At 70.9% G+C, this 12078-nt stretch carries 12 protein-coding genes; 6 read left to right on the top strand and 6 right to left on the bottom strand.

Features of this window, described 5'->3' with window-relative positions; translation table 11 throughout:
- Positions 1-274: 274 nt before the first annotated feature.
- Entirely contained in the window at positions 275-1180 is a 906-nt protein-coding gene (locus tag EU555_RS16275; RefSeq protein ID WP_135415873.1) for a helix-turn-helix domain-containing protein, read from the bottom strand.
- 304 nt (positions 1181-1484) lie between these two features.
- Here EU555_RS16275 and EU555_RS16270 point away from each other — a divergent pair, with 304 nt between their 5' ends.
- Together EU555_RS16270 and EU555_RS16265 are read left to right on the top strand one after the other, a co-directional pair.
- A complete protein-coding gene (locus tag EU555_RS16270) occupies positions 1485-2597 on the top strand; it encodes an aromatic ring-hydroxylating dioxygenase subunit alpha (RefSeq protein WP_135415871.1) in 1113 nt (370 codons plus the stop codon).
- A gap of 6 nt (positions 2598-2603) precedes the next feature.
- Positions 2604-3575, top strand: a complete 972-nt coding sequence (locus EU555_RS16265) for a PDR/VanB family oxidoreductase (protein ID WP_135415869.1) — start codon at positions 2604-2606, stop codon at positions 3573-3575.
- Here EU555_RS16265 and EU555_RS16260 read toward each other — a convergent pair.
- Positions 3544-3870 (bottom strand): hypothetical protein, encoded by a 327-nt coding sequence (locus EU555_RS16260; RefSeq protein ID WP_135415867.1) that lies wholly within the window; start codon positions 3868-3870, stop codon positions 3544-3546. The two genes, EU555_RS16265 and EU555_RS16260, sit on opposite strands and share 32 nt — an antisense overlap.
- Here EU555_RS16260 and EU555_RS16255 point away from each other — a divergent pair.
- Positions 3869-5233 (top strand): MFS transporter, encoded by a 1365-nt coding sequence (locus EU555_RS16255; protein WP_135415865.1) that lies wholly within the window; start codon positions 3869-3871, stop codon positions 5231-5233. The two genes, EU555_RS16260 and EU555_RS16255, sit on opposite strands and share 2 nt — an antisense overlap.
- A gap of 98 nt (positions 5234-5331) precedes the next feature.
- Here the strand turns inward: EU555_RS16255 and EU555_RS16250 are convergent, their stop codons facing one another.
- Positions 5332-5958, bottom strand: coding sequence for a 2-hydroxychromene-2-carboxylate isomerase (locus EU555_RS16250; RefSeq protein ID WP_135415863.1), 627 nt, complete (start codon positions 5956-5958; stop codon positions 5332-5334).
- Between the two features lie 187 nt (positions 5959-6145).
- On the opposite strand from EU555_RS16250, the gene EU555_RS16245 reads away from it, so the two are divergent.
- From EU555_RS16245 to EU555_RS16235, 3 genes are read left to right on the top strand one after another with little or no spacing between them, the layout of a single operon-like run.
- Positions 6146-7387 (top strand): argininosuccinate synthase, encoded by a 1242-nt coding sequence (locus EU555_RS16245; protein WP_135415861.1) that lies wholly within the window; start codon positions 6146-6148, stop codon positions 7385-7387.
- Positions 7388-7397: 10 nt separating this feature from the next.
- A complete protein-coding gene (locus tag EU555_RS16240; RefSeq protein WP_135415859.1) occupies positions 7398-8774 on the top strand; it encodes an AAA family ATPase in 1377 nt (458 codons plus the stop codon).
- Positions 8771-9436, top strand: a complete 666-nt coding sequence (locus tag EU555_RS16235; RefSeq protein WP_135415857.1) for a DUF4276 family protein — start codon at positions 8771-8773, stop codon at positions 9434-9436. The genes EU555_RS16240 and EU555_RS16235 overlap by 4 nt, the downstream gene beginning before the upstream one ends.
- A 56-nt stretch (positions 9437-9492) precedes the next feature.
- Here the strand turns inward: EU555_RS16235 and EU555_RS16230 are convergent, their stop codons facing one another.
- The 3 genes from EU555_RS16230 to mtgA form a co-directional block, all read right to left on the bottom strand.
- Positions 9493-9834 (bottom strand): hypothetical protein, encoded by a 342-nt coding sequence (locus EU555_RS16230; protein ID WP_135415855.1) that lies wholly within the window; start codon positions 9832-9834, stop codon positions 9493-9495.
- Positions 9835-9988: 154 nt separating this feature from the next.
- Positions 9989-10972: a DUF4424 domain-containing protein gene (locus EU555_RS16225; protein WP_135415852.1), complete on the bottom strand. Its 984-nt coding sequence runs from the start codon at positions 10970-10972 to the stop codon at positions 9989-9991.
- A gap of 309 nt (positions 10973-11281) precedes the next feature.
- The gene (mtgA, locus tag EU555_RS16220) at positions 11282-12001 is read right to left on the bottom strand and encodes a monofunctional biosynthetic peptidoglycan transglycosylase (RefSeq protein ID WP_425375121.1); all 720 of its coding nucleotides are present in this window, start codon (positions 11999-12001) and stop codon (positions 11282-11284) included.
- Positions 12002-12078: the final 77 nt, after the last annotated feature.

The raw sequence follows: 12078 nt of genomic DNA, 5'->3' as shown, positions 1-12078 counted from the left end.
CTCATCCTGAGGCGCCGCGCAGCGGCCTCGAAGGAGGGCTCCAGATATCACTGCGATCCCTGGAGCCCTCCTTCGAGGCCGCTGCGCGGCGCCTCAGGATGAGGTCGTGAATGGGATCGATGAGAATTCCTGCGATGCTGTTCTCGCTCTTCGAGCTGGCGTCGAGACGCAGCACCTCGGCACGGCGAACCGGCATCCGTCCCGCGCCACCATCTCGGGGCGAGCCTTCGCGGGCCCGCGATCCGCACCGGCCGACGGCGCAACACGACAAGCGCTAAGGGTCCTCCCCCCGGCTCGCCCGCCGGAAGGCGGCCGGGCTCAGGCCCGCGCGGGCCGCGAAGAAGCGCGAGAAATAGGCTGGATCGTTGAAGCCGAGATCGAAGGCGATCTTCGAGACCGGCAGCGTCGTGTAGAGCAGGCTGCGCTTGGCCTCGAGCATCAGGCGGTCGTGCAGGATGCCTTGCGGCGAGCGGCGCACCGCCTCGGTGCAGGCGGCGTGCAGCCGATCGGAGCTGACGCCGAGCTGTGCGGCGAAACGGGCGACCGGCCAGCCCTCGCGCAGGTGCGCCTCGACCAGGCGGCGGAAGCGGCGGTGCAGGTCGGCGCGGGCGAGCGCCGCCGGCTCGGTGATCGAGCGGGCGGCGCGGGTGCGCAGCACGCCGACGACGAGGAGCCTGACCAGGGCCGCCACCGCGCTCGCCGCCCCCGGCAGGGCGCCGGCGGCCTCCCGCAGCAGGGCGTCGGTCAGGAGCGCGAGGTCGAGGTCGATCTCCTCCGTCGAGCCGGGCCGCCCGCTGAAGGTCGCCTCGGCGGTCGCCCGCAGCCGCGCCGCCTCCGGGTCGGGATCGAGCACGGCGGCCAGGAAGTCGTCGGCGAGCGACAGCACCACGCCGTCGGTGCCGGGCCGGAACGAGAAGGCATGGACCACGCCCGACGGCACCCAGACCAGCCAGGGGGCGCGGAACTCCTCGCGGCTCGCGTCGAGCGAGAGGGCGCCGTGCCCGCGCGTGATCACCAGCCCCTGCGTCAGCGCGCCGTGGCGGTGGGGCGCGATCTCCCAGTCGTGCAGGGCCGCGCTGGTGCCGATCCGCTCGGCGTGGACGAAGCTCGGGACCGTGGCCTCTGCGGTCTCGCCGTAGAGGCGAAAGACCGGGATCGGCCGCTTGAGCCGCGTCGGCATGCCCTGTTCCTCCCGAGCTTGAGGCTAACGCCGAGCGCCGGATCCGTCCAAGAAATTCCGGGGCTCGTCCATGGCCCTTCCCCAGGAGCCGGGCTAGCGTCGGACCATCGAACCGGACCAATTCCAAAGTCCTGATCCGGCAGGCGAAATCCTTGTGCGGCGCAGCATCGTCCGGACCGCCGGCGGGCATGCTCCGAGACCTCGCCCGGCGACCCGATACGGCCAAGCCCGGCGCCGCACCGAACGGACCTCTGCCAGGCCAAAGACCTGCGAGGCGACAAGACCCGCAAGGGAGGAGGAATCGATGACGGACGCCAAGACCTTCCCCGAGAAGACCTTCCCGCTGAACGCCTGGTATGCCGCGGCCTGGGACCACGAGGTCGGCCGGGCGCTGACGCCGCGGCGGATCTGCGACAAGGACGTGGTGCTCTACCGCCGCACCGACGGCACTGTCGCGGCTTTGGAGGATGCCTGCTGGCACCGGCTGCTGCCGCTGTCGCTGGGCCACCTCAAGGGCGACCAGGTGATGTGCGGCTATCACGGTCTCGTCTTCGATGCGGCCGGCCGCTGCACCTACATGCCGGCGCAGGAGACCATCAATCCGTCGGCCTGCGTGCGCGCCTTCCCGGCGGTGGAGCGCTACCGCCTGGTCTGGCTGTGGATGGGCGACCCGGCGCTCGCCGACCCCGACCTCGTGCCGGACTTCCACTGGAACAGCGATGCGCCGTGGGTCGGCGAGGGTGGCACCTTCTACAGCCTCAAATGCGACTACCGGCTGGTCGTCGACAACCTGATGGACCTGACCCACGAGACCTACGTCCATGCCGGCAGCATCGGCGACGACGCGATCACCCGCAGCCCGTTCGAGGTCACCCACACCGACCGGCACGTCACGGTGGAGCGCTGGATGGAGAACATCGAGCCGCCGCCGTTCTGGGCCCGCAACCTGGGCAAGCCCGGCCACCACGTCGACCGCTGGCAGATCATCCGGTTCGAGGCGCCGACGGTGGTGGCGGGCGATGTCGGGGTGGCCGTCGCCGGGACCGGGGCGCGTGAGGGCGACCGCTCGCAGGGCGTCAACGGCTTCTTCCTGGCGGCGATCACGCCGGAGACCGCGACGAGCTGCCACTATTTCTGGAATTTCGTGCGCAGTTTCCGCACCGACGACGAGGAGCTGACGAAGGCCCTCAACCGCGCCCACGTCAACGATGGCAAGGGTGTCTACGACCAGGACCACGACGTGCTGGAGGCCCAGCAGCGGGCGATCGACCGCCAGCCGCGCCAGCCCTTCTACAACCTCAACATCGATGCCGGCGCGCTGTGGGCGCGGCGCCTGATCGACGGGATGATCGCCAAGGAGGCGCCAAGCGAAACCAGGGCTGCCGAGCCGAAGCCCATCGGCGTGGCGGCCGAGTAGCGTGCCATGGCTCCCACCGACTGGCTCCCCGCGCGCCTGCGCGACGCCCGGGCGCTGACGCCCGACATCCGCCTCCTCGAGATCGAGCCGACGGGACGCGTCGCGCCGGTCCCGCCCGGCAGCCATCTCGGGGTGGCGGTGATGATCGGCGAGCGGCCCGACACCCGCTCCTACTCGCTCCTCGATTCCGGGGCGGACGGGGTCTACCGCATCGCCGTGAAGCGGCTGCCCGACAGCCGCGGCGGCTCGGCCTACATGCACGGGCTCGCGCCCGGCGCCCGGCTGAGCATCTCCGGCCCGCGCAACCATTTCGGCCTGACCCTGAACCGGCCGGACTACCTGCTCGTCGCCGGCGGGATCGGCATCACCCCGCTCCACGCCATGGCGCTGGCCCTGAACGCCACCGGCGCCCGGTTCCGCCTGCTCTACGCCGCGCGCCGCCGCCAGGACCTCGCGCTGGCCGACGACCTGCGGGCGCGGCTGGGCGACCGGCTCCGGACCTTCCTCGACGAGGACGGCGAACGGATCGACCTCGAGGCGGCGATCGCCGACTTAGGCCCCGGGGGCGAGGCCTATGTCTGCGGCCCCTACGGGATGATGGAGGCCGCCCGCCGAGCCTGGGCGGCGGCCGGCCGCCCGGCGCAAGGCTTGCGCTTCGAGACCTTCGGCACCGGCGGCCGCCACGCCACCGAGCCGTTCACCGTCCGCATCCCGCGCCTGTCCAAGGAGATCGTCGTACCCCGCAACCAGACCATGCTGGAGGCGCTCGAGGCCGCGGGCGTCGGCATGATCCACGATTGCCGGCGCGGCGAGTGCGGCCTGTGCACGGTGAAGATCCTCGGCGTCGACGGCACGGTCGACCACCGCGACGTCTTCTTCAGCGAGTCCCAGAAGGCGACGAACGCCCATCTCTGCACCTGCGTGTCGCGGGTGGTGGGCGGCGGGATCACCATCGATACGGCGGACCGGGCGGGGTGAGGCAGGACGGACCGGCGCGGTGACTTGGCGTCGATTCTGGTGACTTGGCGTCGATTCTGGGATCGGCGCTTTCGATCCGCCCCGTCGTGATCCCGCGGCTCGCCGCAGCCGGGAACTTGGGCTCCAGAACCGCCGGGATTTCGGAAGACGGCGGATCGCGTCCCGCTTCGACTTGCAACATCGGCGGTTCTGGATCCCGGGTTCTGCTGCGCGGCCCCGGGATGACGTCGAGAATGTCAAAAAATCTTTGGTGTGATTGAAGAACGACGATCGAATCCTTTGGGAGGATCACCATGTCCATCATCCCCGACCCCACGGACCCCCGCGCCGCGATCCGCCAGGGCGCCATGACCCCGTTCCAGGTCGCCGCCGTGGCGGTCTGCGTGCTGATCTGCGCGCTCGACGGCTTCGACGTGCTGGTGGTCGCCTTCACGGCGGCCTCGATCGCCAAGGACTTCGCCCTGAAGCCCACCGATCTCGGCCTGCTGTTCAGCGCCGGCCTCGCCGGGATGGGGCTCGGCGCCCTGTTGATCGCGCCCTTGAGCGACCGGTTCGGCCGGCGCACCACCGTGCTCCTGTGCCTCGCCATCCTGTGTGTCGGCATGCTGGCGGCGGCCGCGACGCGCAGCCTGACCGAGCTCGCCCTGGTGCGGCTGTTCACCGGCCTCGGCATCGGCGGGGGCTTGGCCACCGTCAACATCGTGGTGGCCGAGTACGCCACCGACCGCTGGCGCAACCTGTCGATCTCGCTGATGTCGCTCGGCTATCCGATCGGCGCGACGCTGGGCGGGGCCTTCTCGGTCTACCTGATCGCGGCCTACGGCTGGCGCTCGGTCTACGTCTTCGGCGGCCTCGTGGCGCTCGCGCTGGTGCCGGCGGTGCTGGCCTTCCTGCCGGAATCCCTCGACTACCTCATCGCCCGCCGCCCGGCCGGAGCGCTCACCAAAGTCAACCGGGTGCTCGCCCGCATGAAGCGGCCGGCGCTCGCCGCCCTGCCGGCGCCCCAGCGGGCCGAGGCCGAGACCGGCGCCAGCCTCGCCGCCATCGCCCGGCCGCCATACCTGACCCGGACGCTCGCCGCCTGCGCGGCCTACTTCTGCGTGATGACGACCTGCTACTTCTTCCTCAGCTGGACCCCGAAGGTGCTGACCGAGCAGGGCCTCAGCGTCAGCGGCGGCATCTCGGGAGCGATGCTGATGAATCTCGGCGGCGCCGTCGGCTGCCTGCTGTTCGGGTTCTTCGCCCGGCGGGTCGGGACGCGCCGGCTCGCCGCCGCCTTCATGGCCGGGCTGTTCGTCGCCGGCGCCGTCTTCGGCGCCGTGCCGGCGACGCCCGCGGCGCTCCTGGCCGCCACCCTCGGCATCGGCTTCTGCCTCTACGGCTCGATCAACGCGATGTACGCGGTCGTCCCGCCGGTCTTCCCGGCGCCGGTGCGCACCACCGGCACCGGGCTCGCCATGAGCGTCGGCCGCCTCGGCGCCGTCACCGGCCCGGCGGTCGCCGGGATGCTGATGGCGGCCGGCTGGGAGCGGCCGGAATACAGCGCGGCGCTCGCCCTGCCGATGCTCGCCGCGGCTCTCTGCCTGCGCTGGGTCGCGGCGGAGGAGCCCGCGCCGGCGCGGACGGTGCCGGGCGAGGCGGCAGCCGTCCGGGGGTGACCCGCTCGGCCTCACGCGCCGAAGCGGTGACACGCTTCGGCGCGTGAGGCAAAACCAAGGAACAACGTCAGCAGCAGCGTTGCGCCCTGCAACGCTGCTCAGCGCAACCCCGCCGGCCGCTCCCCCGTCGCCCAGGCGAGCGCCTGCTCCATCCGGTCGTTGCCCCAGAACAATTCGCCGTCCTCGGTCAGGAAGCTCGGGGCGCCGAACAGGCCGCGGGACTTCGCCTCCTCGCCGATCGAGCGCAGGCGGTTCTTCACCGGCTCCTGGGTCGCCGCCCGGATCAGGGCCGGCCCGTCATGGCCGAGGCCGTTGAGGAGGTTCGAGATCGCGGCGGGCTCGGCGATCGATTCGCCGCGGGCGAACTCCGCCGTGTAGACCGCCCGCACATAGGCGCCGATCCACGGCTCCTCGGCCCCCAGCACCGCGACCCGGGTCGCCGCCAGGCTGTTCTGCGGGAAGCTTCCCGGCCGCACCACCGGCGGCAGGCCGAGGCGGGCGGCCTCGCGGGTGAGGTCGCGCCACATGTTGCGGCCCTTGGCCGGGTAGAGGTTGAACGGCGAGGAGGTCCACCCCTGCGCGGCGAAGACCGGGCCGAGCAGGAAGGGGCGCCAGCGCAAGGCGACCCCGGCCGCGTCGGCGAGCGCCTCGATCCGCATCGCGGCGAGGTACGAATAGGTCGACGCGAACTCGAACCAGAATTCGAGCGTGGGCCGCCGCGGCATTCGCACCCCTCCGTTGGCTGGACCCGCACCTTCGCGTCCGCGGGCTCCGCCCACAAGCGCCGCGCCGGGCGTCGCATCGCCACGGGCCCGAGGCCGTGCGGTTGGCAACGCGGTTGCACGCGGCCGGGCCGGGCTGTTAAGCCCCCGCGCATTCGTTCAATCCCCCATCGTCCGAGGCCCGCCCCGCATGTCCGACCAGCCCCAGAAGCGCGTGAAGAAGGTCGTGCTCGCCTACTCGGGCGGCCTCGACACCTCGATCATCCTCAAGTGGCTCCAGACCACCTATGGCTGCGAGGTGGTGACGTTCACCGCCGATCTCGGCCAGGGCGAGGAGCTGGAGCCGGCCCGCCGCAAGGCCGAGCTCCTGGGCATCAAGCCGGACAACATCTTCATCGAGGACCTGCGCGAGGAATTCGTCCGCGACTACGTCTTCCCGATGTTCCGGGCGAACGCCCAGTACGAGGGAGTCTATCTGCTGGGCACCTCGATCGCCCGGCCCCTGATCGCCAAGAAGCAGATCGAGATCGCCGAGCGGGTCGGAGCCGACGCGGTCTCCCACGGCGCCACCGGCAAGGGCAACGACCAGGTCCGGTTCGAGCTCGGCTACTACGCGCTCAAGCCCGACGTGACGGTGATCGCGCCCTGGCGCGAGTGGGATTTCCGCTCCCGCGAGGCGCTGCTGGCGTTTGCCGAGCAGCATCAGATTCCGATCGCGAAGGACAAGCGCGGCGAGGCGCCGTTCTCGGTCGACGCGAACCTGCTGCACGCCTCCTCCGAGGGCAAGGTGCTGGAGGATCCGGCCGAAATCGTGCCGGACTACGTCTATTCGCGCACCCTCTCGCCCGAGGAGGCGCCCGACACGCCGACCGAGATCACCATCGGCTTCGAGCGCGGCGACGCGGTCTCGATCGACGGCGAGCGTCTGTCCCCCGCGACCCTTCTGGCGAAGCTCAACGAGCTGGGGCGCGCCAACGGCATCGGCCGCCTCGACCTCGTCGAGAACCGCTTCGTCGGCATGAAGAGCCGCGGCATGTACGAGACCCCCGGCGGCACCATCCTGCTGCCGGCCCACCGGGCGATCGAGTCGATCACCCTCGACCGCGGCGCGGCCCATCTCAAGGACGAGCTGATGCCGCGCTACGCCGAGCTGATCTACAACGGCTTCTGGTTCAGCCCCGAGCGCGAGATGCTCCAGGCCCTGATCGACAAGAGCCAGGAGATGGTCACCGGCACGGTGCGGCTGAAGCTCTACAAGGGCGGCGTCCACGTCATCGGCCGCGAGAGCCCGAACTCGCTCTACGACCAGGACCTCGTCACCTTCGAGGAAGGTGCGGTCGCCTACGACCACCGCGACGCGGCGGGCTTCATCAAGCTCAACGCGCTGCGGCTGCGCACGCTGGGTCAGCGCAAGCGCAAGCTGGGCGCCTGAGCGACCCCGGATGCTGACGCGGGTCGAGATCGACGGCTTCAAGAGCTTCGAGGGCCTGACCCTCGACCTGCAACCCTTCACGGTCATCGCCGGCCCGAACGCGTCCGGGAAATCGAACTTCTTCGACGCGCTCCGGCTGCTCGCGCGACTCGCCGCCCTGGACCTGCCGGAAGCGGTCCGGACCATGCGGGGCGACCCGAGCGAGATGTTCCGCCGCCGCGCCGACGGCACGACGGCCGACGCGATGCGCTTCGCGGTCGAGGTGCTGCTCGACCCCGAGGTCGAGGACGCCTTCGGGCAGCGAAAGCCTCTCGCCTATACGCGGCTGCGCTACGAACTGGAGATCGAGCGGCGTGCGGACGAGCCGGGCGGCCTGGAACGTCTCTACGTCCGCCGCGAGCAGGCGGCGGCGATACGCCGGACCGACGACGCCTGGGCCCGGCGTTCCCCTCTCGCCCAGGATTTCGCCAAGAGGCGCGCTCGGTACGGCACCGGCCGGGCGCGGACCCCGTTCCTCGAGACCCTGGACGACACGTTCCAGGTCAACCAGGACGGCCGGCAGGGGCTGCCGCGCCCGTTCCCGGTGCGCAAGGGCCGCGCCACCGCGACGGTCCTGTCGAAGATCACGACCGCCACCGAGTTCCCGCACCTGTTCGCGCTGCGGCAGGAGCTGGAGGGGATGACGTTCCTGCAGCTCGAAGTCTCGGCCGAGCGCGAGCCGAGCGATGCCCTGGCGCCCGACGACCTCCTGCCCGACGGCTCGAACCTCGCCAAGGTGCTGGCCCGCATCGAGGCGGAAACGCGGACGCCCGAGCGCCCCCGCGGCGATATCGGGCTGATCCGCTCCGCCCTGTCGGCCCTGATCCCTGGCGTGAAGGACCTGCGGGTCGAGCGGGACGAGGCCTATGGCCGCTACCGCTTCCTGCTGACGACGCAGGACGGCGAGGAGTTCAGCTCCCGCGTGCTCTCCGACGGTACGCTGCGGATGCTCGCCCTGCTGACCTACCTCTACGATCCGCGCCGCCGCAGCGTGCTGCTGTTCGAGGAGCCGGAGAACGGCATCAATGCGGCCCGGCTCGCCCGCTTGATCGCGGTCTTGCGTGAGGCCTGCACGTCGGTGCAGGCAGCCGAGGAGAATGACGAGCGTCTGTTCCAGGTCATCCTGAACACCCATTCCCCCGTCGTGCTGCAGGCGACGGAGGACGAGGCGATCGTCCTGGTCGACGTCGTGTCCCGGATCGATCCCGAGCATAGGGCGGTGACGCGTCGAACGCGCATGCGTACCGGCCTTATCACGAACGAACTCCCCCTCAGCGACCGCGAACACCGGCTGACCCGGTCGGACATCGACCGCATCGTCCAGAGCGGGGACGAGCGCGGCCTATGACTTGGCTCGTCGTCGGCCTGTTCTCCGAGGGGCCGACCGATCGGCGTTTCCTGCCGCGAATCGTCTACCGCACCCTGCTCGGCATCGTGCAGGCGGAGGCGGCGATAGCGGTCGAGCTGCAGGAAGACATCGTCGCCTATACCAAGAAGCCCAACGCCGAGCGCGCGGAACTCGTCTGCCGGGACCGGGAGAGTGTCGACCTGTTCGTCATTCATGCCGATGCCTCGCGGTCACTGGTCGACCAGATCGAGGCGCGGCTCGTCGGGCAGGTTCGGGCCAGCGCGCGAGCCACCTGCGCGATGACGGAGGCCAGGATCGTCCCGCTGATCCCGGTGCGCGAGACGGAAGCCTGGATGCTGGCGGACCCCGATGCGGTCGCCCGGGTCTTCGGCTTCTCGACCTGGCCGGAACGGGTTGCCCTGTCATGGCAACCGGAGCGGGCGGAGACGGTCGAGGACCCCAAGCGCACACTGACCGAGGCCGTCCGCGCGCTGTTTGGCGGACGCAAGGGGCGGCGCGTGCCCGGCCCTGAAGGGCTGTTCGATCAGATCGCCGAGGAGATCGACCTGCGGCGTCTGGCGCGTCTGCCCTCCTACCAGCGGTTCGAGGCCGACCTGCGGTCCGGCCTCGGCACGATAGGGATCCTGCGTCGAACGCCCTGACGCCGTAAAGCAGGAAGCGCGGCCGGCGCCAGGGCCGGCCGCGGGAGGCGTCTTGCCTATGCCTCGTCCTCGTCGTCGATATCGACGAGGAACAGGATGTCGACATCGTCCTCCTCGTCCTCGTCGTCACCCGAGCCTTTGGAGTCGTTGGCGGCCTTGGGCTCGTCCTCGTCCTCGAAATCCTCCTCGTCCATCGAGTCCTCGAAGGTCTCGACCTCGTCCTCGGTCGCGGGGCGCAGCTTCAGGGAGGCGGCCTTGCCCGACCACAGCGGGCGGCCGTCGCTCTTCATGGTGCGCAGGTCGTCCTGGAATCCCTCGACCTCGAGAAGCTCCCGGGCCCGCTCCTCGTTCGACCGGATGATGGCGACGGGCGTGCCGTCGATCTCGAGAGTGAACATCGTGCTTCCCTTTTGAGGGCCGCGCCGCACGGGCGGGCGGCGCCGGTGTTACGGGGGGAAAGCCCGCCGCGCCAGCCCCGTTCCGGGGGCCGTCCGGGGAAAGTCGCGCCGGCCCGCGACGCTTCGCCGGCTCACCGGCGCACGGGAGGTGCCTTCACCGGATCCCCAGCAGGGCGTCATCGTTGGAGACGATCAGGACCGTCAGGTCCTGGTCGGGGGCGTAGTCCTTCGCCTCCCACACGAAGGTGGTCGGCCCGGTCTTGCGCAGGCCGGTGCGGCAGACGCTCACCAGGGCGGTCGGGCTGCCCTTGTCCACCGTCAGGGTGAAGCGGCCGATACGCCCGGCCCAGTTGCGGGCGGTGGTGACGATGTAGGGCACCTCCACCGCCCGGGTCAGGCCCTCCGCCTTCATCGGCGAGGCGGCGATCAGGCGCCGGATTCCCGCGAGCCCGGAATCGTCGAGGCAGTACCGGGCCCGGTAGGCGGGCGTCGCCGCCTCCTGGGCCGAGAGCAGGTGGTTGCCCTTCACGGGGGCGTAGGCGTGGGAAACGCGCAGGTCGCGACCAGGCGGAAACGTCTGCTCCCAGTGGAACTTGGCCTCGCTGCGCCACTGGCCGTCGGCGTCCGCCTTGGCCTCCGAGAGAAGACCCGCCTTCTCCAGTTCCCCGAGCACCGCCGGCGAGAGCCGCTTGAGCGCCGCCTCGACGTCCTTGCGCCGCAGCGGGTTGAGCGGCACGCGGTGGCGGGTGAGGAGGTCGGTCACCTCGCGAGTGCCGAGAAAGGCCCGCTCCTCGAGGAGCGGCGTCACCGGCGCCCCGTCCACCGTCACCGTGAAGCCGACGAAGTTGGCCCGATCCTCATGCGGCAGGCTGAGCGCGCTCATCGACAGCGTCGCCCCGTCCACGGCCGGCAGCGGGAAGGCCACGCGCAGGGTCTTGGGCGTCGCGGCTCGGTTGCGGAAGACGTAGTCGACCGTGATGCGCTCGAGACCGATGCGCAGGTCCTCGCTGGCGAGCGCGATGTCGGGATCGCGCACCAGCACCAGGCCGCCGGCCTCGAGGGCGGCGGCGCTGTCGTTGGCGCGGGCCGGGCCCGGCAGGATCGCCATCGCGACGATCGCCAGGACAGCCGCTCTCATCCTGCTCATCATCGCCGCTCCCGCGCCTCGCAGGGCTACGCTTACGACAGACGTGACCGGATCCGCAACGGGTCACGAGAAGTCGCGGGATCCCCTCTCCCGTGTGGGAGAGGGGCAGGGGTGAGGGTGATGCGCTCCCGTGTGAAGCTCAGAGCGTCGTGCTGGCATCTCTACGCTCAACACTTCACACTGAACCATCTCCACCCTCACCCCTAATCCCTCTCCCACACGGGAGAGGGGGACGGCTTTGATTTCGAAATGTCAGGCTAGACTGCTTCGTACGACTTCACGATCTTGAACCACACCACCTCACGGCCGCACGCACTGGCTCAGCCCGCCGATCCCGGCCGTCCGCCCCTGGATGCGCCCGGCGAGCGCCCGCAGCGCCCGGGTCGGCCGGCGCGGGTTGCGGAGGATCGGGTTCGGCAGGGCGGCCACCAGCAGGGCGGCCTCGCCCTTGGTGAGGTCGCGGGCCGACTTGCTGAACCAGTGCCGGGCGGCGGCCTCGGCCCCGAAAATCCCCTCGCCCCACTCGGCGACGTTGAGGTAGATCTCCATCGTCCGGCGCTTGCCCCAGACCAGGTCGACCACCAGCGCCAGGGGGATCTCCAGGCCTTTTCGCAGGTACGAGCGGCCCGGCCACAGGAAGACGTTCTTCACCGTCTGCATCGTCACCGTCGAGGCGCCGCGGCTCGGGCCGTCCTCGTCGTCGACGACGCTCCACAGGGCGTCCCAGTCGACGCCGTCGTGCAGGCAGAAGCGCTGGTCCTCGGAAGCGACGACGCCCTGGACCAGGGCCGGCGCCATCGCGTCCAGCGGCACCACCTCCCGGGTCACCGGCTGGAGCGTCGCCCAACGGCCGAGCATCAGGGTTGAGGGCGGGGTCAGCGCGCGATAGACGAGCGCCAGGACCAGGACGAGGGCGACCGCCATGACGGGCACCAGGAGCACGGCGCGCAGGGTGCGCCGCAAGCGGGCCCGGGCCGGCGGCGCGCTCGCCGGGACCAAGCCCCGCAGCGGCTGCGGCACGCCTTCCCGGCGGTCCGCCGTGACGCGCGGCTCCTGAATCCGACCCTCCTCTCGGCATGCCCGTCTGCGAGGCCACC

Origin of the sequence: Methylobacterium nonmethylotrophicum, from assembly GCF_004745635.1 — a bacterium.
In the GTDB taxonomy this organism is placed as follows: Bacteria; Pseudomonadota; Alphaproteobacteria; order Rhizobiales; family Beijerinckiaceae; genus Methylobacterium; species Methylobacterium nonmethylotrophicum.
This window is presented reverse-complemented; position numbering and strand designations above follow the sequence as displayed.

Excerpts from the sequence above, each read along its gene's own strand:
- EU555_RS16265 (WP_135415869.1), top strand. The coding sequence starts at position 2,604 with ATGGCTCCCACCGACTGGCTCCCCGCGCGCCTGCGCGACGCCCGGGCG.
- EU555_RS16260 (WP_135415867.1), bottom strand. The coding sequence starts at position 3,870 with ATGGTGATCCTCCCAAAGGATTCGATCGTCGTTCTTCAATCACACCAA.
- EU555_RS16255 (WP_135415865.1), top strand. The coding sequence starts at position 3,869 with ATGTCCATCATCCCCGACCCCACGGACCCCCGCGCCGCGATCCGCCAG.
- EU555_RS16245 (WP_135415861.1), top strand. The coding sequence starts at position 6,146 with ATGTCCGACCAGCCCCAGAAGCGCGTGAAGAAGGTCGTGCTCGCCTAC.
- EU555_RS16275 (WP_135415873.1), bottom strand. The coding sequence starts at position 1,180 with ATGCCGACGCGGCTCAAGCGGCCGATCCCGGTCTTTCGCCTCTACGGC.
- EU555_RS16240 (WP_135415859.1), top strand. The coding sequence starts at position 7,398 with ATGCTGACGCGGGTCGAGATCGACGGCTTCAAGAGCTTCGAGGGCCTG.
- EU555_RS16235 (WP_135415857.1), top strand. The coding sequence starts at position 8,771 with ATGACTTGGCTCGTCGTCGGCCTGTTCTCCGAGGGGCCGACCGATCGG.
- EU555_RS16270 (WP_135415871.1), top strand. The coding sequence starts at position 1,485 with ATGACGGACGCCAAGACCTTCCCCGAGAAGACCTTCCCGCTGAACGCC.
- EU555_RS16250 (WP_135415863.1), bottom strand. The coding sequence starts at position 5,958 with ATGCCGCGGCGGCCCACGCTCGAATTCTGGTTCGAGTTCGCGTCGACC.
- EU555_RS16230 (WP_135415855.1), bottom strand. The coding sequence starts at position 9,834 with ATGTTCACTCTCGAGATCGACGGCACGCCCGTCGCCATCATCCGGTCG.
- EU555_RS16225 (WP_135415852.1), bottom strand. The coding sequence starts at position 10,972 with ATGAGAGCGGCTGTCCTGGCGATCGTCGCGATGGCGATCCTGCCGGGC.